General features: G+C 71.4%; 23 protein-coding genes. 14 read left to right on the plus strand and 9 right to left on the minus strand.

Annotated features, from left to right (window positions below):
* The first annotated feature begins 103 nt into the window (after nt 1-103).
* A complete protein-coding gene (locus ABZ806_RS39810; RefSeq protein ID WP_500223780.1) occupies nt 104-880 on the plus strand; it encodes an MgtC/SapB family protein in 777 nt (258 codons plus the stop codon).
* Nucleotides 881-924: 44 nt separating this feature from the next.
* Here ABZ806_RS39810 and ABZ806_RS39815 read toward each other — a convergent pair whose 3' ends face one another.
* Together ABZ806_RS39815 and ABZ806_RS39820 are read right to left on the minus strand one after the other, a co-directional pair.
* Nucleotides 925-1,128: a hypothetical protein gene (locus ABZ806_RS39815; protein ID WP_500223781.1), complete on the minus strand. Its 204-nt coding sequence runs from the start codon at nt 1,126-1,128 to the stop codon at nt 925-927.
* A gap of 92 nt (nt 1,129-1,220) precedes the next feature.
* Complete coding sequence (locus ABZ806_RS39820) at nt 1,221-2,108, minus strand: arylamine N-acetyltransferase family protein (RefSeq protein WP_500223782.1); 888 nt, start codon at nt 2,106-2,108, stop codon at nt 1,221-1,223.
* Nucleotides 2,109-2,347: 239 nt separating this feature from the next.
* Between ABZ806_RS39820 and ABZ806_RS39825 the strand changes: the two genes are divergently transcribed.
* Complete coding sequence (locus ABZ806_RS39825) at nt 2,348-2,935, plus strand: ATP-binding protein (protein WP_500223783.1); 588 nt, start codon at nt 2,348-2,350, stop codon at nt 2,933-2,935.
* On the opposite strand, the gene ABZ806_RS39830 is transcribed toward ABZ806_RS39825, so the two are convergent.
* Nucleotides 2,919-3,071, minus strand: coding sequence for a hypothetical protein (locus ABZ806_RS39830; protein ID WP_500223784.1), 153 nt, complete (start codon nt 3,069-3,071; stop codon nt 2,919-2,921). The genes ABZ806_RS39825 and ABZ806_RS39830 overlap by 17 nt on opposite strands.
* 303 nt (nt 3,072-3,374) lie before the next feature.
* On the opposite strand from ABZ806_RS39830, the gene ABZ806_RS39835 reads away from it, so the two are divergent.
* From ABZ806_RS39835 to ABZ806_RS39855, 5 genes are read left to right on the plus strand one after another with little or no spacing between them, the layout of a single operon-like run.
* Nucleotides 3,375-4,712 carry an LCP family protein gene (locus ABZ806_RS39835; protein ID WP_500223785.1) on the plus strand — a complete coding sequence of 446 codons (1,338 nt, stop codon included), beginning with the start codon at nt 3,375-3,377 and terminating at the stop codon, nt 4,710-4,712.
* A gap of 54 nt (nt 4,713-4,766) precedes the next feature.
* Nucleotides 4,767-5,741: a GlxA family transcriptional regulator gene (locus tag ABZ806_RS39840; RefSeq protein ID WP_500223786.1), complete on the plus strand. Its 975-nt coding sequence runs from the start codon at nt 4,767-4,769 to the stop codon at nt 5,739-5,741.
* On the plus strand, nt 5,738-6,340 hold the full coding sequence (locus ABZ806_RS39845) for a DJ-1/PfpI family protein (protein ID WP_500223788.1): 603 nt from the start codon (nt 5,738-5,740) through the stop codon (nt 6,338-6,340). The genes ABZ806_RS39840 and ABZ806_RS39845 overlap by 4 nt, the downstream gene beginning before the upstream one ends.
* A gap of 59 nt (nt 6,341-6,399) precedes the next feature.
* Complete coding sequence (locus ABZ806_RS39850) at nt 6,400-7,518, plus strand: hypothetical protein (RefSeq protein WP_500223790.1); 1,119 nt, start codon at nt 6,400-6,402, stop codon at nt 7,516-7,518.
* 2 nt (nt 7,519-7,520) lie between these two features.
* Nucleotides 7,521-9,167: a CocE/NonD family hydrolase gene (locus ABZ806_RS39855; RefSeq protein WP_500223792.1), complete on the plus strand. Its 1,647-nt coding sequence runs from the start codon at nt 7,521-7,523 to the stop codon at nt 9,165-9,167.
* A gap of 3 nt (nt 9,168-9,170) precedes the next feature.
* On the opposite strand, the gene def is transcribed toward ABZ806_RS39855, so the two are convergent.
* Nucleotides 9,171-9,704, minus strand: a complete 534-nt coding sequence (def, locus tag ABZ806_RS39860; protein WP_500223794.1) for a peptide deformylase — start codon at nt 9,702-9,704, stop codon at nt 9,171-9,173.
* A 419-nt stretch (nt 9,705-10,123) separates the two neighbouring features.
* On the opposite strand from def, the gene ABZ806_RS39865 reads away from it, so the two are divergent.
* A complete protein-coding gene (locus tag ABZ806_RS39865) occupies nt 10,124-11,080 on the plus strand; it encodes an alpha/beta hydrolase family protein (protein ID WP_500223795.1) in 957 nt (318 codons plus the stop codon).
* 80 nt (nt 11,081-11,160) lie between these two features.
* On the opposite strand, the gene ABZ806_RS39870 is transcribed toward ABZ806_RS39865, so the two are convergent.
* On the minus strand, nt 11,161-12,384 hold the full coding sequence (locus tag ABZ806_RS39870) for a PucR-like N-terminal domain-containing protein (RefSeq protein ID WP_500223797.1): 1,224 nt from the start codon (nt 12,382-12,384) through the stop codon (nt 11,161-11,163).
* A 393-nt stretch (nt 12,385-12,777) separates the two neighbouring features.
* On the opposite strand from ABZ806_RS39870, the gene ABZ806_RS39875 reads away from it, so the two are divergent.
* Complete coding sequence (locus tag ABZ806_RS39875; protein ID WP_500223798.1) at nt 12,778-13,026, plus strand: hypothetical protein; 249 nt, start codon at nt 12,778-12,780, stop codon at nt 13,024-13,026.
* Nucleotides 13,027-13,035: 9 nt separating this feature from the next.
* Nucleotides 13,036-13,830, plus strand: a complete 795-nt coding sequence (locus ABZ806_RS39880) for a hypothetical protein (protein ID WP_500223800.1) — start codon at nt 13,036-13,038, stop codon at nt 13,828-13,830.
* Nucleotides 13,831-13,982: 152 nt separating this feature from the next.
* On the opposite strand, the gene ABZ806_RS39885 is transcribed toward ABZ806_RS39880, so the two are convergent.
* On the minus strand, nt 13,983-14,177 hold the full coding sequence (locus ABZ806_RS39885; RefSeq protein ID WP_500223801.1) for a hypothetical protein: 195 nt from the start codon (nt 14,175-14,177) through the stop codon (nt 13,983-13,985).
* 85 nt (nt 14,178-14,262) lie between these two features.
* Between ABZ806_RS39885 and ABZ806_RS39890 the strand changes: the two genes are divergently transcribed.
* Complete coding sequence (locus tag ABZ806_RS39890) at nt 14,263-14,523, plus strand: hypothetical protein (protein ID WP_500223802.1); 261 nt, start codon at nt 14,263-14,265, stop codon at nt 14,521-14,523.
* 172 nt (nt 14,524-14,695) lie between these two features.
* Here the strand turns inward: ABZ806_RS39890 and ABZ806_RS39895 are convergent, their stop codons facing one another.
* The 3 genes from ABZ806_RS39895 to ABZ806_RS39905 all read right to left on the minus strand — a co-directional run bounded on the left by ABZ806_RS39895 (nt 14,696) and on the right by ABZ806_RS39905 (nt 18,151).
* The gene (locus ABZ806_RS39895) at nt 14,696-15,967 is read right to left on the minus strand and encodes an MFS transporter (RefSeq protein WP_500223804.1); all 1,272 of its coding nucleotides are present in this window, start codon (nt 15,965-15,967) and stop codon (nt 14,696-14,698) included.
* Complete coding sequence (locus tag ABZ806_RS39900) at nt 15,964-16,395, minus strand: hypothetical protein (protein WP_500223805.1); 432 nt, start codon at nt 16,393-16,395, stop codon at nt 15,964-15,966. The genes ABZ806_RS39895 and ABZ806_RS39900 overlap by 4 nt, the downstream gene beginning before the upstream one ends.
* Nucleotides 16,396-17,314: 919 nt before the next feature.
* Entirely contained in the window at nt 17,315-18,151 is an 837-nt protein-coding gene (locus tag ABZ806_RS39905; protein ID WP_500223807.1) for an AlkZ-related protein, read from the minus strand.
* Between the two features lie 220 nt (nt 18,152-18,371).
* On the opposite strand from ABZ806_RS39905, the gene ABZ806_RS39910 reads away from it, so the two are divergent.
* The 3 genes from ABZ806_RS39910 to ABZ806_RS39920 all read left to right on the plus strand — a co-directional run bounded on the left by ABZ806_RS39910 (nt 18,372) and on the right by ABZ806_RS39920 (nt 20,359).
* On the plus strand, nt 18,372-18,728 hold the full coding sequence (locus ABZ806_RS39910) for a DUF488 domain-containing protein (RefSeq protein ID WP_500223808.1): 357 nt from the start codon (nt 18,372-18,374) through the stop codon (nt 18,726-18,728).
* Nucleotides 18,729-19,005: 277 nt separating this feature from the next.
* Entirely contained in the window at nt 19,006-19,662 is a 657-nt protein-coding gene (locus ABZ806_RS39915) for a DUF4360 domain-containing protein (RefSeq protein WP_500223809.1), read from the plus strand.
* Nucleotides 19,663-19,699: 37 nt separating this feature from the next.
* Entirely contained in the window at nt 19,700-20,359 is a 660-nt protein-coding gene (locus ABZ806_RS39920) for a DUF4360 domain-containing protein (protein WP_500223810.1), read from the plus strand.
* The last annotated feature ends 184 nt before the right edge of the window (nt 20,360-20,543 follow it).

Below are 20,543 nucleotides of genomic sequence, written 5' to 3' on the forward strand. Positions count from 1 at the left end.
CCCGGAGTGAACCGGGGCGGCCCGCCCGTGCGCGGTTGCGGATGCGCGGTCAGCCGGGTGCGGGGCGGGCTTGTGGGATACGGCGGGCGGGTAGGGACAAAAGGTGATCGAGCTGTCGCCGGGCCAGGGGCTCGTCGAGATAGGTGAGCTGCTGCTGGCGATGGTGCTGTCGGCGGCGATCGGCCTGGAACGGGGGCTGCGCAACAAGAGCGCCGGGCTGCGCACGCACACCCTCGTCGGCGTCGGCGCGGCGCTGTTCATGCTGGTCAGCAAATACGGGTTCGAGAACGTCCCGGGGAACGTGTCGCTCGACCCGTCCCGGGTGGCGGCGCAGATCGTGTCTGGTATCGGGTTCATCGGTGGCGGGCTGATCTTCGTCCGGCGGGACGCGGTGCGCGGGCTGACGACCGCGGCGGTCGTCTGGGTGACGGCGGCGGTCGGCATGGCGGCGGGCGGCGGGCTGTGGGTCCTCGCGATCGCGGTGACGGCCCTGCACTTCCTCGTCGTCTACGGGCTGAACGCCCTGACGCGGCGGCTTCCGCTGCACCGGTTCCGCCCGGCGGGCCTCGCCCGGATGCGGCTCGTCTACCGGGACGGACGGGGCGCGCTGCGGCAGGTGCTGATGGAGTGCACGCAGCGCGGATTCGTGATCCTGGACGTCAACGTCGACCGCGACTACCTGCCGGACGACTCCGACCGGGGCCGGGACGAGCGCCGCGACCGGCGGGAGCCGCCCGACCGGCGCCGCCCCGGCAATGCCGTCGTGTCGCTGGTGCTGGAGGGGTCCGGCTCGATCCCGGACCTCATCGCGCACCTCAGCGAACTGGCGGACGTCGTCGGCGTCACGGTCGGCTCCGACCGCGACGACGACAGGGAATGAGCCCCGCCGCCGAGCCCCTGCCGCCGAGCCCCCGCCGCCAAGCCTTAGGGGACCTCGGTCTGCGGGCTGTAGCCGTCGTCCTCGCCGCCGGGGGTCTCGGCCTCGGCGATCGGCGGGTCCGTCGGGCTCGGGGTGTGCTCGTCGGCGAAGTCCGCGTCGGTGTCCTGCGGCGCGCCCGCCTCGGCGCGCCGGTCGGCGAGCGGCTTGTCCTCGTCGCGTTTGCCCGCGTCGCGTTCGTCCGCGCTCATCAGGCCCTCCTCTCCGGCGGCCGCGTCTCCAGCGGCCGTGTCTCCGTCCTCCTCATCGGACCTGAAGGGAGCCGATACCCGGAGGGCGGGATTCAACCCTTTACGGCTCGTTCGCGGACGAAGGCGATGAGGCGGGACGCGTCGTCCTTGTCCAGGGTGATCGCGAAGTGTTCGGCGAGGACTTCGGGCAGGTCCTGTGGCCGGAGCACGCGCGTCTCGGCCGAGCCGTCGGGCCGGGTGACGGTCAGCGTCGTCCCGTCCAGCACGTGGAGGGCGTCGGGCGTGAACTTCTGCGTGAACGGACGCGCCGTGAACGGTGACCGGGGATTGGTCGACACGTAGTAGTTGAGCACGTCGAAGTCGAGGCGGAACGTCTCGTTCAACGCGAACGTGTGCCGCAGGCCCCAGCCGCCGCCCTCCATGGTCTGGTGCATCTCCCAGCCGACGGTCGGTGGATCCCACGTCGTGACGGTGCGGCCGCGCTGGAGGCGGAAACCCCACCCGTCCTGGAAGACCTCCTCGCCGTCCACGAACCGGAGCGGTTCCATCGGCCCGGCGCCGAACCCCACGTCGCACAGCCAGCCGGGCTCGTCCCGCGACTGCTCCGGCGGACGGACGTGCAGCAGCGCGTGCGTCGTCGGCCGGAGGCGTGCCGCGCCCATCATCACCCGTCCGACCAGCGCCGTGATGTCGAAGCCGAGCTTCTCCAGCACCGCCGCGAACAGCCGGTTGTGCTCGAAGCAGTAGCCGCCGCGCGGACGCTCGACCAGCTTCGCCTGGACGGCGTCCAGCGACAGGTCGACCGGCCGTCCGAGCATGATCTCCAGGTTCTCGAACGGGATGGCCGCGACGTGCGCCCGATGCAGCCCGCGCAGCGTCGCCTCGGTCGGCGCCAGACCGCCGTCGTACCCGAGCCGCTTCAGGTAGGCGGGCAGATCCAGCAGCTCGCTCTGCCACCCGTAACCGAGATCCTCGCTCATGACTCCCTATCCGCCGATCAAGAGGGATAACGCCGGATACACCCGGAATCCTCCCACTATGGAGGGGATGAACCCGGCACGGCTCAGGCGAGCGGGAAGCGGGGACGCGGCGGGCGCCCCGCTCGAAGACGCATTCGCGGGAGGTGGTGAACGGGCCGGGGCAGCATGAACGGCCAGCGGGGGCGGAACCGTACAGCCCAGATGACGGGCGACTTTCCGGACGTGGAGGGGGCCGTCACGTGGGTGTCGAGGACGCGCTGGGAACCGCCATCCCGGGCGAGCCGGGCGAGCCGGCGGCGGGTGGATTCGGCCGCGGGGCCGCGGGGCACGGGGAAGGCGGTGCCGTGGGGCGGCCCCGGGGGCGCGCGGTGCTCGGTGAGGTCACGCTGCCGGGGGTGCGGCGGTCGGTCGGGGTCGCGCGGGCGTTCGTCCGGGACCTGGCGGCCGGCCTGCCCGCCGTGGACGACCCGCCCGTCGTCGACGACCTCGTGACGGTGGTGAGCGAGACGGTCGCGAACGCGGTCACGCACACGGCGTCGGGCCTGTCGGGCGGACGGGTGACGATCGTCCTCACCGAGGGGGACGGGGTCTACCGGCTGGAGGTCGCCGACGACGGGGCGGGCGGCGCCCGGCCGCACGTCAAGGCCGAGATGGGGGCGGAGACGGGGCGCGGCATGCGGATCGTGGCGGCGCTCGCGGCGCGCTGGGGGTTCCGGACGGACGGGCCGCGGACGGTGGTGTGGGCGGAGTTCCCGGCCCCGCCCGCGCCCGCCGGGGAGCGGACGCGGGAGCGGGGCCGGGACGCGCCGGTCAGCGGCCCCGGTTGAGCTGCCGGGTGGGCAGCTGCCGGGCGTTGCGGCGCTGGTTCGCGAAATTGGCCGACCTGGCGTCGGAGTTCTTCCGCTTCCCCTTCTTCTTGGAGTTGGGGAAGGGGGCGGACTCGGGGTTGTGAATGGCACGCATGAAGGCAACACCTCCGGGCAGGCATGAATTCGGCCGCGAAAGGGCCGACGAAAGGGAAAGGTGGGCGCGCGACGGCGTCGCAGGTCACGCGACCTGCGAGTGAAGAGAAGTGCGCCCGTGAGGAGGATGGGAGCGAGCCCGCGACAGCGTCGAAGACGGTGCCGGGGGGCGGCTCAACCAGGGAAGAATCAAAGCTCCATGCGTAAGAGTTAGCCATAGATCGCCGGGCGGTGTCAACCCATTAATTCCCTCCGGCCGTGAACTCGGGCGGCGCGGAGTGGAGATACATCGCCGGGAGGCTTCATGAAGCTGCTGGCTTGGGTCGCCGTCGCCGCGGCGGCGGTGATGGTGACGGGCAGCCTGTCCGCGTACGGGTACTACTGGAAACTGCAGAACGCGGTCCAGCACGAGGACGTGGACAAGCTGATCGGCGGGAACCGGCCGAAGAAGCTGAACAGCGCCCGCAACATCCTGGTGATCGGGTCCGACACGCGGGAGGGCGCCAACGCGCAGTACGGGAAGAGCCTGCGGAACAAGCCGCCCGCGTCCGACACGATGGTGCTGCTGCACCTGTCGCCGGGCGGCGGGCAGGCGCTGGCCGTGAGCTTCCCGCGCGACCTCATGGTGCCGATACCGGCGTGCACGCGCCGGGACGGGACGAAGGCGCCCGGTGTCGCCGTCGCCATGCTGAACCAGGCGATCGCCCATGCGGGCCCCGCCTGCACGGTCAAGACCCTTGAGCAGGTCACAAGAATCCACATCGACCACTTCGTGCAGGTTGATTTCGTGGGCTTCAAGCGGATCGCCACCGCGGTCGGCGGCGTCCCCGTGTGCGTCAAGGGCGACGTCCACGACAAGGACTCCGGCCTCAACCTCGCCAGGGGCAGCCACAGGTTGAAGGGCGAGCAGGCTCTGGCGTACGTCCGCAGCCGTAAGGGGTTCGGCGACAAGAGCGATACCGCGCGCATCAAGCGGCAGCAGCATTTCTTCGGTGCGCTGGCCAAGGAGGCGATGGGCAAGGGCGTCCTCACCGATCCGGGACGCCTGAACGAGCTGCTCAGCGCGGTGGCCGAGTCGCTCACGACGGACAAGGCGCTGACCGTCTCGGAGATGCTGAAGATCGCCCAGGGCATGCGCGACTTGAACGCCGGGAAGCTCCGCTTCGTCACGGTGCCGTCGGGCGCCTACGCGCCGGACCCGAACCGGGTGGCGCTGACCCGCCCGGCGGCCGACCAGTTCTTCGACGCGATCCGCAAGGACGTGGTCGTGCCCGCGCAGGAGAAGCCGTCGGCCGTGGAGCCGGGCAAGGTGCGCGTGTACAACGCGTCCGGCGTGGAGGGGCGCGCCGCGCAGGTCGCGGCGCAGCTCCGGGACGGCGGCTGGCAGGTCGTCGGCGTCGGCAACCTCCGCTCCCGGACGCGCGCCACCCACATCCGGTACGGGACGGGCGCCGACGCGCAGGCGCGGGCGCTCGCAGAACTCCTGCCGGGCGCGAAGGCCGCACCCCGGGCGAAGGCACCGGCCGGTGTCGTCGAACTGGTCATCGGCCCGGACTTCACCCGGATCCGGACGTCCGGCGGCATTCCCGTGCAGCGCGGGGAGAGCCGGGCGAGCGACACCGTGTGCGAGAAGGTGGCGTGATCCGTGGGGTGCGTGTCGTTGACGCCATGACGGGTGCGGATCCAGCCTGGAGCCATGCGCGTCGCGTTCCTCGTCTTTGACGGGTTCCAGGTCCTCGACCTGACCGGTCCCCACGAGGTCTTCCAGCACACCGGGCGGTACGAGTGCCTGGTCGTCGCCCCGGAAGCGGGCCCCGTGCGGTCGTCCAGCGGCTTGCCGGTGCACGCGGGCTTCGGCACGCGCGACGTCGACCCGCGTGTCGACCCGCGTGTCGACCAGCGGAGCGTCGACACGCTGGTCGTCGTCGGCGGCACGGGCGTGGACCGGGCGCGGCGGGACACGGCGCTGGTCGGCTGGATCGCGGCGGTCGCGGCGACCGCGCGGCGGGTCGCGTCCGTGTGCAGCGGGGCGCTGCTGCTCGCCGAGGCCGGGGTGCTCGACGGCCGCCGCGTCACCACGCACTGGACCCGCGAGCGGCAGCTCAGGACGGAGTATCCGCGGCTGGACGTCGACTGCGACCCGATCTTCATCCGGGAGGGGCACGTGTGGACGTCCGCCGGCGTCACGGCCGGGATGGACCTGGCGCTCGCCATGGTGGAGGACGACCACGGCCGCGACGCGGCCCACGCGGTGGCGCGCGAGCTGGTGATGTTCCTGCGGCGGCCGGGGAGCCAGTCGCAGTTCAGCGTCCCGCTGTGGTCGGCACAGCCCGCGAGCGACCCGATCCGGGCGGCGGTGTCGTCCGTCCAGGCCGATCCGGGTGCCCGGCACACCATCGCCGACCTGGCCGGACGGTCAGGGCTCAGCGCGCGGCACCTGCAGCGCAGGTTCACCGCCGAGCTGGGCGTGGCGCCCGGCGCGTACGTCGAGCGGGTCCGGGTCGAGGCGGCGCGGCGGGCGCTGGCGGAGGGCGACGAGCCGGTGGAGACGCTGGCCCGGCGGCTGGGGTTCGGGACGGGCGAGACGTTGCGCAGGGCGTTCCACCGGCATGTCGGCGTCGCGCCGTCCGACTACAGGGATCGATTCCGAGGAACGAGGGAGTACGCATGACCACGTACGGGCTGCTGGTTTTCGAGGCCGCGGAGGAACTCGACTTCGTGGGCCCCTGGGAAGTGTTCACAGCGTCGGCGATGATTCGCGACGAAGGCGACAGTGCTTTTCTGGTCGCCGAGCAGTCGGGGCCGGTGCGCTGCGCCAAGGGGCTGAGGGTCGTGCCAGACCACACCTTGGACGACCACCCGAAGCTGGACGTCCTCCTAGTCCCGGGTGGACGTGGAGCAAGGGAGACCCAGCCGCACAACCCGTCCGTCACCGGCTGGATAGCGAAGACGGCCGAACAGGCCGATTGGGTGACGAGCGTGTGCACCGGCTCGATCCTGCTGCACGCCGCAGGCCCGGCCAAGGGACGAAGGGTCGCGACCCACTGGGCATCGGAGGACGACCTGGAGGCTCGCGGTGACGTGACCGTCGTACGGGATGCCCGCTACGTCGTGGACGGCAACCTCATCACCAGCCAAGGGGTGTCCGCGGGCATCGACATGGCGCTCTGGCTGGTCGGACGCATCCACGGACGCGACCACGCGCGGGCGGTGCGCCACTACATCCAGTACGAGCCGGCGCCGCCGTACATGGCCGACGCACCGGAGTGATCGGAACGAACATTCCGCCATACCGGTGATGATCTTCGCTTATCGGCATAATCACGCGAATGGCCATGGCGCTTCCGGTGCGGTTCCGCAGCGACGGCGGGCGGGTGGCGGTGGAGACCGATCCACTGCACGCCCCGCTCCGCGACTTTCTCCTCAACGACCTGGGCGAAGACGTCTCCGCGATCGCCCGTGCCCAGGGGCGGCTGGACGGCGGCGGGCCGTCCGGGCCCTGGGAGGAGGTCTACCGCTACCACCGCCTCGACTTCGACGGCACGACCGTCCACGTGCGGGACGTCGGCGGATGGGCGTCCTGCGACCTCGACCCGGACGTCCTGCGCCAGTGCCTGGACGAGTACCTCCAGCAGCTCGGCGCCCTGCGGAGCCGACGCGGCCTGGAGCGGGTGCTCGGCGAGCCGCGCAACGGCGAACCGGTGGCGAGCTCCCTCGCCCTCGGCTCCGTCTCGACCCGGACGCAGGGCTGGGGCCTGATCCAGGCGCCGCGCGCCATGCTGGAGGACATCGCCGGGCTCACCCCCCACCCGGACGGCTGCCTCCCGCACGGCGTCCTGGAGACCGGCTCCGGCGCCTGCTGGGCCGACCTCGCCGTGCTGGACGAGAGCGGGACGCGCCTGCGCGGCGGCACCAAGACGTTCATGCCGCGGGGGCTCGACCCGGAGCGCCTCATGGCGGAACTGGGCACCACCCTGACTCAGGCCCGCTTCATCAGCGGCGTCCCGGGAGCGTGGTCGGGTGTCGTCGCCGGTGTACCGGTGCACGGCTACATCGACCCGGACGCCGTCCTGCGGCTGCCGTGCCATCCGATCGAGATCGAGGGCGTCGTCCGGCACGTGCGGGTGTTCTTTCCAGAGCTGGCCGATTCGGGGATCGACCTGGAGGCCGCGGCGTCCAGCGCGAGCACGTTCACCCAGGCCGTGTACGGGCCGCGTCACGTCCTCACGGCGTTCCTGCTTCATGATGTGCAGAGCCACCGGCACCACCTGGAAGTCGTCCGTGCCGCACGTCCCGGTTGGGAGCACACGGGGAACGCCTGCCATGTGCGGGTCGATGTGCAGACCGTCCGGCTGGAGCACCTGTGGCTGCCCGGCCACGCCTGCGAGATGCCGACGGGAGAGTTCGCCGGCGTCCTGTACGAATACGAGCGTCTCGTAAGCTCGTAACGATGAGGCTGCTCGCCGACCGACTCGTGGACCGTCTCTTCGGCCTCCCCGAGGTGCCCGCACCGGACGTCCGGATAAGGCGCGACCTGCGTGTCCCCATGTCGGACGGGGTCGTGCTCATCGCCGACCTGTACCGTCCGCGCGGCGGAGGGCCGATGCCCGCCGTGCTGATCCGCACCCCCTACGGCAAGCGGCAGCCCATCATGCGGCTGTTCGCCGGGGTCCTCGCAAGGCGCGGCTTCCAGGTCGTCATCCAGAACGTGCGCGGAGTGCTCGGCTCCGGCGGCGAGTTCCACGCCTTCCACAACGAGAAGGACGACGGTCTCGCGACGCTCAAGTGGCTCCGTGGCCAGCCGTGGTGTGACGGCAAGGTCGCCATGGTGGGGGCGAGCTACCTCGGCTTCACCGAATGGGCGCTCGCACCCTACGCGGACCCTCCCCTGGCGGCGATGGGCCTCGGCATCACCGCGTCCGAATTCGTGAGCTCCTTCTACCCCGGTGGTGCGCTCGCCCTTCACAACACGCTCGTGTGGTCCTCGCTGATGGGCACGCAGGGCGAGAAGAGGCGCCCGCTCCACAACAGGCGTGTCCGGCAGGCGATGCGTCACCTTCCCGTAGGCGAGGCGGACACGGCGGCCATCGGACGTCCCGAATCGTTCCTTCGTGAGGTCACCGCCCACGCCGAGCCGGGCGACCCCTTCTGGGCGGACACCGACCACAGCGCCGCCGTTCCCGGCACCACCACGCCGACCACGATGGTGACGGGCTGGTGGGACCTGTTCCTGCGCGGCCAACTGCGCGACTTCGCCGCCCTCCACGCCGCCGGACGCCAGGTGCGCATCACCATCGGCCCATGGGGACACGACACGAAAGCCCTCCGCGCGATGGTCTCCGACCAGGTCTCCTGGCTGAACGCCCACCTGAACGGCGACAAGGCCGAACTACGCCGGGCGCCGGTGAGGCTCCATCTGCAGAAGGCCGACCGCTGGCTGGACTTCGAGCAGTGGCCCCCGCCCGAAACCAAGCCGACGCCGCTCTACCTGGGCCGAAGCCTGCTCTGGGACGAGCCGCCCAACGCCGACCCGGCCACGTTCACCTACGACCCACTCGACCCGACACCGACCGTGGGCGGACCGCTCCTCTCACCCGGCAAGGGCAGGCAGCGGGACAACACACCGATCGAACGCCGCGGCGACGTCGCCGTCCTGACCGGCGCACCCCTGGACGGCGACCTCGACCTGATCGGACCGGTCTCGGCGACGATCCACGTCCGGACGAGTACGGGCCAGGGCGACCTGTTCGTCCGGCTCTGCGACGTCGACCGCGACGGCGTCTCCCGCAACGTCACCGACGGCATGCTGCGTCTCGGCACCGGAGGCCTCGGCACCGGAGTTGCCGGTGCCGAGGGGGTGGTGCGGGCCGAGGGGGTGGTGCGGGCCGAGATCGAGATGCATCCGACCGCGTACCGCTTCCTGCGCGGCCACCGCCTGCGCGTCATGCTGGCGGGCGGCGCGTTCCCCAGGTTCGCCCGCAACCACGGCACCGGCGAACCCGCCGGGCAGGCCGTCGCGTCCCACCGCACCCGCTTCGAGATCCTCCGCGACGAGGACCACCCGTCGGCGATCCACCTCCCGGTGTGGGCTGGCTAGGCGCTAGCCTGCGGCGCTCTCCGTGCGCAGGGCCTCGAACTCCTTGAGGACCTTCTTGCGCGCCCTGGTCGAGAGCCGGTCGATGTAGAGCTTGCCCTCAAGGTGGTCTGTCTCGTGCTGGAGGCAGCGGGCGAGCAACCCCGTCCCCTCGACCGTGACCTCCGCGCCGGTGACGTCGAAGCCGTGCACGGTCGCATGGTCGGGACGTGCCAGCCGCGCATGAGGCCCCGGCACGGAGAGACAGCCCTCCTCGTCGTCGTCCAGCCGCCGGTTCTCCAGCGTCGGCAGCTCCAGGACCGGGTTGACGACGACGCCCCGGTGCCGGTCGCCGTCCTCGTCCGGGCAGTCGTAGACGAAGACGCGCAGGTCGACGCCGATCTGGTTCGCGGCCAGGCCGACACCGTCCGCCTCGTACATGCTGGCGAACATGTCGTCGGCCAGCTCCGCCAGCGTCGCGTCGAAGTCCTCGACGGGCCGGCACGGCCGGTGCAGGACGGGCGTCCCCACCAGCGTGATCGGCCGCACGCGTCCCACCATCACCGAATCCTCCCGAAACCGATTACATCACGCCCCGCCGCCGGAGCCGGTGAACGCGGAGCGTGTTCCGTTCGTCGCACACAGTCGTCCACTCGTCGATGCGGCGTGCCGAACCCTCGACCGGCCGGGGCTCCCTCGCTACGTTCTTCACATCCGCCGCACGGCCGGTCGAGCCGCTTCGGGGGGAGCGGCCGGACCCGTGAACGCACCCGGGGACCGGCGCGGCGGAACGGGGGGAGAGGGGTCACTTCGGGGGGAGTGGCCCCTCCGTCCGTTTGTCAGGGTGTTTGTAAGTTGCCGACAAGAGTCCGGCTGTGAACGCATCGCCGCGTGAGAAGTAAACGCGCGCCGGGCGTCCCACACTTCTGGAACCGCGAACCACCCCCCGTTCGCGGTTCGGCTAGTGAAGGGTACGCCCGATGAACAGGCATCTGACGCATGCGTTCAGAGTGCTCCCCGCGGCCGCGGTCCTGGCCGCGGGCGCCGCCCTGGCGCCCGCCGCCCACGCCGCCGCCCCGGCCCGTCCGACCGGCGCCGTCCAGCTCGCCGCCCCCCAGTACACCGCCGCACAGCTCGCCGCCGCACAGCTCGCCGCCAACCCCTACGAGCGCGGGCCCGCGCCGACCGAGGCGAGCGTCACCGCGGAGAAGGGTCCGTTCGCCATCGAGAAGATCGACGTTCCGGCGGGCAGCGGAACCGGCTTCAACAAGGGCACGATCTACGCGCCGACGGACCGGAGCCAGGGCACCTTCGGCGCCATCGCGGTCTCGCCCGGCTTCGTCTCCCCGCAGGCCGTGATCGACTGGTACGGGCCGCGCCTCGCGTCCCAGGGCTTCGTCGTCATGACGCTGGAGACCAACAGCCTCTTCGACCAGCCGGCCGCCCGCGGCGACCAGCTCCTGGCCGCGCTCGACTACCTGACCGGCAAGAGCAGGGCGAAGGACCGCATCGACGCCTCCCGCCTCGCCGTGATGGGCCACTCCATGGGCGGCGGCGGGACGCTGGAGGCCGAGAAGAAGCGGACCTCGCTGCAGGCCGCCGTGCCGCTCGCGCCCTGGGACCTCAACTACGACTGGAAGAGTGTCCGCACCCCGACCCTGATCATGGGCGCGGACAACGACTTCATCGCCCCCGCCGACTCGATGGCGCATTCGTACTACACGGGCCTCACCGGCGTCCCCGAGAAGGCGTACCTGGAGCTGCGGAACGCCGGGCACCTGACCTTCAACGCGCCCAACACGACCATCGCGAAGTACACGATCGCGTGGATGAAGCGGTTCGTCGACGATGACGTCCGCTACGACACGTTCCTCTGCCCGGAGCCCCGGCCCGACACCGACATCGCCGCGTACGAGGGCACCTGCCCGACCGGCTGACCCCCATCGGTCCGGACGGTGGTGACGGCTGACGCCCCGGCCGCCGCCACCGTCCTCCGCGTTCGTCCTCCGTGTTCGTCCTAGTCGGCCGGGGACAGCCGCCGGTCGCCGGTGTCGAGCCGGACGAGATGGTGCAGGAGCAGCAGCAGCTCGATCCGCCGGTCCGGGTCGAGCATCACGCCGCCGAGCGCCTCCTCCAGCCGCCGGATCCGGTACCGGACGGTCTGCTCGTGCACCAGCAGCCGCTCCGCCGCCGCCACCGCGTTGTCGCGGCACTCCATGTAGGTCAGCATCGTCCGCGACAGCGCGTCCCGGCGGTGCGGCGGCAGCTTCATCAGCGGCGCGAGCCGGATGCCGAGCGCCACGTCCAGCAGTTCCTCGCTCTGCGCGGCGACGAGGCTCGGCAGATGGTCCAGGCAGCGCAGCGGCTCCTTGCCCGGCAGCACGCCGCGCTCGACCAGCGCGAGACCCTGCCGCGCCCAGCGCAGCGACAGCGCCGCCCGTGCCGGCGGGACGGTCGGGCCGATCGCCGCCGACCGCGTGCCCTTGATGGCGGTCAGCATCCGGTCGCGGCCCGGGCCGTCCGGGTCGGGGCAGATCAGGTACGGCTCGGGTGCGTCCCAGTCGGCGAGGAACATCGGCGGCAGCACCGGGACGGCCTCGCCGGGACCGGGGCGGACGGCGACGGCGGCCAGTGTCCGCGGCACCGGCCAGCCCGCCGACCGGGCCAGCTCCCCGATCGCCTCCGCGCTCGCCGGCGGCTCCATCACCAGCAGGTCGCGCAGCCGCCGCCGGAACCGCTCCCGCTCGCCCGCGATCTCGCCCTGCGCCCGCGCGTAGCCCTGCCCGGCCGCGCCCGCGATGCGCTCCAGGAACACGAACAGCGACTCGGTGAACCGGCCGAGGGTGTCCAGCGACCAGTCGAGCCTGCGCGCGTCCTTGATGAACCGGCGGCACGCGACCTGCCCGCTCACCCGGATCGCGGTCTGCAGCCCGTCCAGGCGCCGGCCCTGCCGCGCCTCGTACGCGCCGATGCCCTCGAAGATCCCGGTGACCTTCGCCCAGTCCATGTCGGGACGGCCGATCGCGCCGACGAACTGCCGGACGCTCTCCTCGACGGCCCACCGCATCCGCCGGCCGTAGCGGCTCTCCGGCGGGCGCGCGTACTCCGGGACGAGGCCCTGGATCTCCCGCACCATCTCGACCGCCGCCGCCTCCAGATGCGGGAGCATCGGGTCCGCGACCTCCGCCGGCACCCCGGAGAGCGGGAAGTCCGCGGCGCTGGACGAGCTGTTCCGGCTCATGGTCCACAGGGTCGGTCGCGGCGGCGGTCCGGGGATAGACGGGCACGGAAAATTTCGACGGGCCGGGATTGTCACCCGGCTGACAGTCGCGAACCGGACGCGCGGCGTGTCGTCCGGCCGCCGGGCGCGGGCCCGAGCCGGGCCGTACGGGACGCCAGCGACCGGAAATAGATCTCCCGGGAGCGGACGTCCCGCCGCCGAACCGGAATTCTTCGCAAAGAAATTCCCTGCCCCCTCCAAACTGTGCGGGATTACCTCCCAATGGGGTGGAGATCAGCGACACCGACCGGACTTTCCCGGCGTAACGGCAATGGTGCACCAACCCTCCTCGGCCGCGAAAGCTTGACCCGGCGGACGTCGATTTCCCCGGCCGCCTGCGAAAAGGTCGTCCGCATGTATTCACGAATTCGAGCCGCCGGAGCCGCCGGGCCCACCGGCTGGCTGCTGGCCTTTCTCGGCGCCCGCGAGCAGGCGCTGCGCACCCACACCGGACTCGCCGCCGGCCCCGCGGAATGGCTGCTGGTGTTCCTGGAGGTCGAGCGCACCGAACTGGCCGCCCGGCAGCGCCCCGCCACCCTGCTCGCCCGGCGCGACCGGCGCGAGGAGTCCCCGTTCGGCCGGCTGACCGCCCGCAGCGCGTAGAGGAAGGTCATGACCATCGAGATGCTCCTCGCCGCCCTGATCGGCGGCGCGATCGGCCTCGCCGAACTCGTCGCGCGCTACCGCGACAAGCCCCTCTCGGCGCTGCTGTCGCCGGGCGGGCTGCTGTTCGTCTTCGTCAACGCCAGCGCGTCCCTGGTCGCGCTGATCGCGGTGATCGCCGCCGGCTGGACGTTCGGGCTGCCCGCCGACACGCCCCCGTCGAGCCTCACGGCCGTCCGGGTGATCGCCGCCGGGATCGGGTCCGCGGCCGTCCTGCGGATGTCGTTCGCCCCCGCCCAGAGCAGGGCCGCGGGCGCCGGCCCCATCTCCCTCCTCAACGGCATCCTCCGGATCGCCGACGGCGAACTCGAACGCAAGCGCGCGCTGAGCAGGCTGTCGCACAACGACCTGTCGGACCTGTCGTTCGAGCGCGACCACGCGGCCCTCGCCGAACTGTGCTGCCACCTGATGCGCGAGTTCGACCTGTCGGAGGCGCAGCGGCTCGGCGGCCTCGCCGCCGAACTCAGCCACCGCGACGACCTCACCGACGCCGACAAACTGGACTGCTGGGGCCTGGAGCTCACCCGCCTCGTCGGCGAGCGCGCCCTGCGGCAGGCCGCGCGGCGGCTCCGGGACCGCCCCCGGGACGAGCCCCGCCCGACCGCGCCCGAGGAGCGCACCCCGGCGCCCGAGCCCGACCCCATGGAGACGGTGCCGCCGCCCCGCTCGCCCGTCGCCAAGACCTCCCGCCTCGCGGCGAGCGGCGCCGGCCGGACGGAGCGCAAGTCATTCAGCGACGTCTGACACCCCGGGAAATACCGGTGCGCCCCCTTGCGGGCGCACCGGTATTTTCGCGGAAACACCCACTATTTCGACCAGACGCCCGGTTCCGGGTGGATGCTCGGTGCCACCCGGCTGCGCCATTTCGACTTGGCGCAGCGTTTCAGCGGGGTAGGCTACTTCGTCCGGACACCCGACGGGACGCCGTCATTCTCGTCCCGTTCTTCGAGCGTCGTCGCGATGCGGTGCAGTGCCTCCGCCAGCGACACGAGCGCCTGCACCTGGGCGGCCGCCATGAGATTTCCCGGCGAGGGATCGGCGGCCTGCGCCTCCGCGGCCGCGTCGCACGCCTGCTGGCTCCACCAATGCACGCGGCGATCCTATTCGAGCCGGCGAATGCGGTGCCCGCCGCCGCGCCGCCGCATGACCGGCACCGGAAATGAAAGGGCCAGGAACGTGAACTCAGGACCGCGCGCGGCGTCCGCCGCCGGCCCCGCCGAGCCGCGGCTCCCGCGCTGGGCCGGCAAGCCGGTCCGGCGCCTCACCGCCGGCGAACTCGCCGAGGCCCTCGCCTACCTGGAACGGCACCGCCCCGACGACGACGTCCTCGGCCGCGCCCTCGCCGGCGAGTTCGCCCGCCGCACCGCCGCCGCCGAATTCGCCCGCACAACCACAACCCCCCACGACCCCGTCCCACAAGACCGGCCCGGCCCGTGACCCCGCCCCGCGAGACCGGCATGCCCGCAACCGCCCGGGCGCGGCCGGGCGGTCGCCGCGGGCCTGTGAGGCCGGCTGAAGGCGTCGGCGAACACCGCCGTCATCCCCGTCGGGTCGAACTCCTCGTGCTGGACGCCGCACAGCGTCCCGCACCACTCCGAGCTTGAAGGTCTCAGCCATTGGCCGCCACTTCCGCCGCGGGTTCACCGGTACCCTCCGGCGCGGCGGCGGTCCGGCGCATCAGCAGCGGGACGGAGAGGAAGATGAACGTCCCCATGACGAGGAAGTACGGCGTCGTCCCGGCGTCCAGCAGGAACCCACCGGCGAACGGGCCGAGGAAGAAGCCGAGCTGCCGCACCTCCGACAGGCCGAAGTAGGCGCCCTTGTGCTCGTCGGACGCCATCTCGTGGACGGCCATGTCCGGCATCGGCAGCAGGATGCCCTCGCCGATCGTCCAGAACGTGATCCCGATGTACATCCACACCAGCCCGGACGGGCTCCCCCAGAAGCACGCGAACGCGATCGTGAAGTTCGCCGCGCCGACCACGATCATGGTGGTGCGGCCGAGCCGGCCCGAGACGCGGTCGATCGGGAGCTGGAAGGCCAGGGCGAGGACGGCGTTGGTGATGAACAGGACCGCGAAGTACCCCTCGGTGCTGTCGCCGTACTGGCCCTTCATGTACAGCGGGATCATCGACTCCAGCTGGGAGAAGACGAAGAACACCACCATGCCGCCGGCGACGACGGCGAGGAGCCGCCGGTCCCGCAGCGTCGCGCCAAGCGACTCCCGCGCGGACGGCGCGGCGCCCGCCCCGGCCTCGCGCGGCGGCTGCAGCGCGACCAGGTCGCGGTTCCGAGCGAGCACCAGCACCAGGTAGGCGGCATAGAAGAACGCGGGGACCGCGAAGAACGCCAGCGGGCTGACGTGGTAGAGCGCGCCGCCGATCGCGGGACCCGCGATGGCGCCCGTGCACAGCGTCATGTACCGCACGCGGAACATGCGGCCCTCGTCGTCCGCCGCGTGCGACAGGAGCTTCTTCGCGCCCGGTTCCACCATCAGCCGCGCCCCGCCGAGCAGCAGGAACAGCAGCACGATCGCCGCGGCGTCGTGGACCGTGGCCAGCAGCCCGTACACGGCGACGTAGCCGGCCAGCCCGGCCCGCATCAGCGGGATCGCGCCGAGCCGGTCGACGATCATCCCGCCGAGCAGCCCGCCGAACGCGGCGGTGAGCGCGACCGCCCCGACGACCGCGCCGACCGCGGGCTTGCCGAGGCTCGTGTGCTCGGAAAGGTACAGCGGCGCGAACGGCATCGCCGCGAAGAACGCGAGCGAGTTCAGCAGCGCCCCGCCCTCGAGCAGCCGCTGCGCCGGGCTGAGCCGCCACAACGGCACCCGCGCCCCGGTTCCCGTCGGGGCCTCCTCCTCCGCGGGCTCCTCCGTCATCCCGGCGCCCCCTTCCCGACAGCCCGCTGCCTGACGGCGCCCTGCTGCCCGGCCCGCTGCCCGGCCCGCTGCCCGGCCCGCCCGGTCGGACGGACGGTGAGGCGCAGCTCGTCCTGGACGGTCTGGAGCCACTGCTCCAGCGTGTCGCGGTCCTCGGCGCGGACGATCACCATGGCGACCCGGTCGCGGGACGGGCGCAGCGGCGGCACGGTGCCGCCGACCTCGACGTCCACCTCCATGACGGCGACGCCCGGCAGCTCGGCGACACGGTCGGCGCCGTCGATCGCGGTGACCGTGCCGGGCGCCGGGATAGGGAACCACGCGCAGACGGAGCCGCTGGTGCCGCTGGCGAGCGGCGGCCGGGGCGCGGGCTCGCCGCACTCGACCGCGATGGCGGCGTCGAAAGGGAACGGGTGCGCGGTCTCCACGCAGAACGGTGGACGGAGGTGGTCGCCTTCTCGGTAAGGCTCTGAAAGGCGATCTCAATCTGATCGATGATCACTGGCGCAACCGTCCAATGCCGTTCACACCAGGCTCTTATCCGAATCTCGTTCGTGGCGGTCTCGGCGCTCTCGCTGCCCATTTCAGAGCGTGGCTTGGTGACTACGGAGAAATGTCTTCCGGTCCACTCAAGGACATGTTGCAGCTGGTAGCGCAATTGATGCACCGGCTGCGAAAGATTGTGTCGTCCGAAAAGTTCGCGCTGCAGATACTTGTTGCGGGAGGTGAGCGCGGCGCGCAGCCCGGGGCCCGGCGGCCCCAACTCGGTGGTAAGTCTCGCTGCGGTCACCACACGCTGCTCCGAGAAGGCGAGGACCACGGCCACGGGCCCGTCCGCCAGGGCCTTCGCCGCAGCGTCCTGCCATGCGTCCTCGCCCTCTCCGGTGAGTGAATAGCCCTGGTCACGCAGGTCGGGGGCATCGTTCGCCCGGTCCAGTACCGCGACGTGCATTCCCCGGTCGTGCGCCTGCTGCGGGTAGGGCCGTCCCATCCAGCCACAGCCGACCATCAAGAGTCGCGACATGGACGTCCCCTGTTCCCCGAATGATCATGAGGGTCACTCATCGACACTGAACTTACATCCCCCTGGCGACATTGTGACTTTGATGCAGAGTCTCGGAACATGGCCTCGGGGATAACTGAAGGCGGGCTCGGGGGACTTACCAGGACGGGCGGTGCGCGAGCCGGGTTTGTGCATAGTGCACTCAGGCGCTCCACCCCTGCCCGAGTGCATACCGCCAATGTCCTTCTGGAAGAGAGCAGCCTGGTCACCGTGCGTTTCGCGGACAGCTCGATCGTCGACATAGCGGCCGGGCAGCGGTTGGGCGGGGTTCGAGGGCGCGGGGCTTAGTGGGGCGGCGGGTGGAGGGGGCGGTAGCGGCCTTCGGCGACCGGTTCCGCGCGGCCCGTGTCGGTGAGGCCTTCCAGGACGTCCTTCGCCTCCCGGCGCGGCCACCGGAAGGCCCGCGAGAGCTGCCGCACATCGGCCTCCACCATCGCGTCCAGCAACATCAGTGCGGCATCCCCCCGCCGCTCCGCGACGGGACGCGGGTCGAGGTCCGGGAACGCGCGGGTGGTGACTTCGACGACGCAGCTGGGCCAGCCGGGGCCGTCCTGGACGGTGCCGTAGTTGGTCACCAGCAGCGCGCGGCCGAGTTCGTCCAGCACCTTCTGGGCGGCGCGGGAGTTCAGACCGTAGTCCTGGCGGATCATCCGCATCGAGGTCGGGCCGTCCGCCTCGATCCGGTCCAGCACTCTCCGCGCGGCGGCCGACAGGTCGGGGACGGGGTCCTGCTCCCCGGGGCACGGGAGCAGAAGAGCGAGCAGACGGGGAGACAGCAGTGACTGGCGTCCGAGCACGAAACGGCCCACCCAGGCGCGGCCGAGCGCAGGCAGTTCGTCCTTCCAGGACCACATGCGGTCGAGGTCCGCGCCCCAGCCGGCCGTGAGCCGCGGGGCCGCGTCGTCGCGGGCGGCCTCCCGCAGCGCGGGGAACGTCGCACCGGCATCGCCGAACAGGAGCGCGAGACCCACGTCGTCGATGAAGGCCGCGGCCTCGTCGATAGTGGCCAGCGGCGGGCGGTCCATGCGCCAGCGCCGGAGCCGCAATTCGTGAAGTCGCCCCAGTGCCTCTTCACGAACTGCGGCTCCGGCGCCTTCGTCCTCGTCCCCGCGGCTCGTCATCACCGCAACCTATCCATCGCGGACGACACCGTCCCGGCGAGCTGGAAACCGCCCGCCGGTCCACGGACGGCGTCTCCATCATGCGGCCGCCGCCGAGCCGGCAGGCGAGCGGAGGAGTTCGTCCCCGGGCCGGTCTGCCACGTCGATGGTTGGGGCACTTGTTCGGGGTGGGGGCGGCGTGAGGGCGGCGGGAGGGGTATAGGTGGAGGCGGGAGGAAGCATGGAGGTCAAACTGCGCAGGGTGTACGAGCCCGCATCGTCCGACGACGGCAAGCGGGTGCTGGTCGACCGCGTGTGGCCGCGCGGGCTGTCCAAGGACAAGGCCCGCCTGGACGAGTGGGAGAAGGACGTCGCCCCCTCGACCGAGCTGCGCAAGTGGTACGGCCACGACGTGGACAAGTTCGACGAGTTCACCGACCGCTACGACGCCGAGCTGCGCGACCCCGGCCGCGCGGCCGCTCTCGGCCGGCTCCGGGAACTCGCCGGCGACGGCACCCTCACCCTCCTCACCGCGACGAAGGACATCGACCACAGCCAGGCCGCCGTCCTCGCCACCCGCCTCCGCGACTCCACCTGACCGGCGGCGTCTCCGCCCGAGGCCGGCGTGCGCCGAGCCCGGTCCGCGTGCTGCGGGCCGGGCTTCTACATGTTCTGTAGAGCGCATTTGAAATTGCCGCGCACCTTGATGGAACGCTCCCTTTTACAGGAAATTTTCATGGACGTTCCAATATTGCTGTTCGCGGTGCCGGCGCGCTCCGACAGAAGTGCCTTCAACTGTTGAAAAGCGGCGATTGACCCCGCTGAGCTGCGAAGTTTACGCTCCCTTTGCGCAGGCTCCAGCGAGGAGGAATCGCATGCGTAAAGGGATTGCCGTTTCCGCTGCCGCCGCAATTGCCGGGATCGCCGTGACCGCCGGGCTCGCCGCGCCGGCGTCCGCCGCCCCGCTCCGCCGCGGACCGGACGGGGTCACCATCGAGATCGCCACCGTCAACGGGTCCGGGTGCCCGGCCGGGACGGCCGCCGTCGCCGTGTCGGAGGACAAGGAGGCGTTCACCGTCACCTACAGCGAGTACATGGCGCAGGCGGGCGGTTCCTCGAGCCCGACCGACTTCCGGAAGAACTGCCAGATCAACATGAAGGTGCACGTCCCGCAGGGGTTCACCTACGCGATCGCGTCCGCCGACTACCGCGGGTTCGCGTGGCTGGAGCCCGGGGCCACCGCCGTCGAGAAGGCGAGCTACTACTTCCAGGGCATGCCGCAGACGTCCGCGATCTCGCACACCCTGAAGGGCGAGTACGCCGACAACTGGCAGTTCACCGACACCAACGACGTGGCGCAACTCGTCTACAAGCCGTGCGGCGAGGAACGCAATTTCAACATCAATACCGAACTGCGGGTGCTCAGGGGCACCTCCGACCCGGCGAACGTCAGCTTCATCGCCATGGACTCGACGGACGGCACCATCAAGACCACCTACCACTTCGCCTGGCAGCAATGCCCCCCGTGGTGAAAACGCCCCGAGCAAAAGAGCAAAGGAGTAACGACCGATGCGTAAAGGACTGACCGTTTCGGCGGCGTGCCTGGCCGCCGCTGCCGCGCTGCCGCTGTCCGCGACCCCGGCCGCGTTCGCCGCCGCCCCCGCGGACCCACCTCCGCCCGACAGGATCGTCATCGACGTCCTCACCGTGAACGGGTCCGGATGCCAGTCCGGTACCGCCGCGGTGGCGACGGCGAGCGACAACACCGCGTTCACCGTCACCTACAGCGACTACCTCGCCCAGGCGGGCGGGAACTCCGACCCGACGGACTTCCGCAAGAACTGCCAGATCAACCTGCGCGTCCACGTCCCGCAGGGGTTCACGTACGCGATCGCCGGCGCCGACTACCGCGGCTTCGCCTACCTCGCGGACGGTGCCACCGGCATGGAGAAGGCCAACTACTACCACCAGGGCATGGCGCAGACCACGCCGGTCAGCCACACGATCAAGGGCGCGTACTCGGACAACTGGCAGTTCTCCGACCGGACGCCCGTCACCGAACTCGTGTTCAAGCCCTGCGGCGAGGACCGCAACTTCAATATCAACACGGAGCTGCGGGTGTACCAGGGGGCCTCGGACGCGGCGCAGACCAGCTTCATGGCCTTCGACTCGGCCGACGGCGGCGTCCAGACCACCTACCACTTCGCATGGAAGAAGTGCCCGGCCTGACGGCGCGCCCCCGATCGACGCCGGGCCACGTCCCCGCCCAGGGAAGGACGCGGCCCGGCGTCACACACGGTCCACCCAACGCCACGAGCGGATGCGGCGTCCGGTCTGCGGGGGCCGGGCGTGTTCGGCGTTACGGGGGAGTCTGAAGGGGCGCCGGGTCTGTCCAGGGTTTGTTGTAAGTCAT

This window comes from Spirillospora sp. NPDC047418 (assembly GCF_040643275.1).
GTDB lineage: Bacteria > Actinomycetota > Actinomycetes > Streptosporangiales > Streptosporangiaceae > Spirillospora.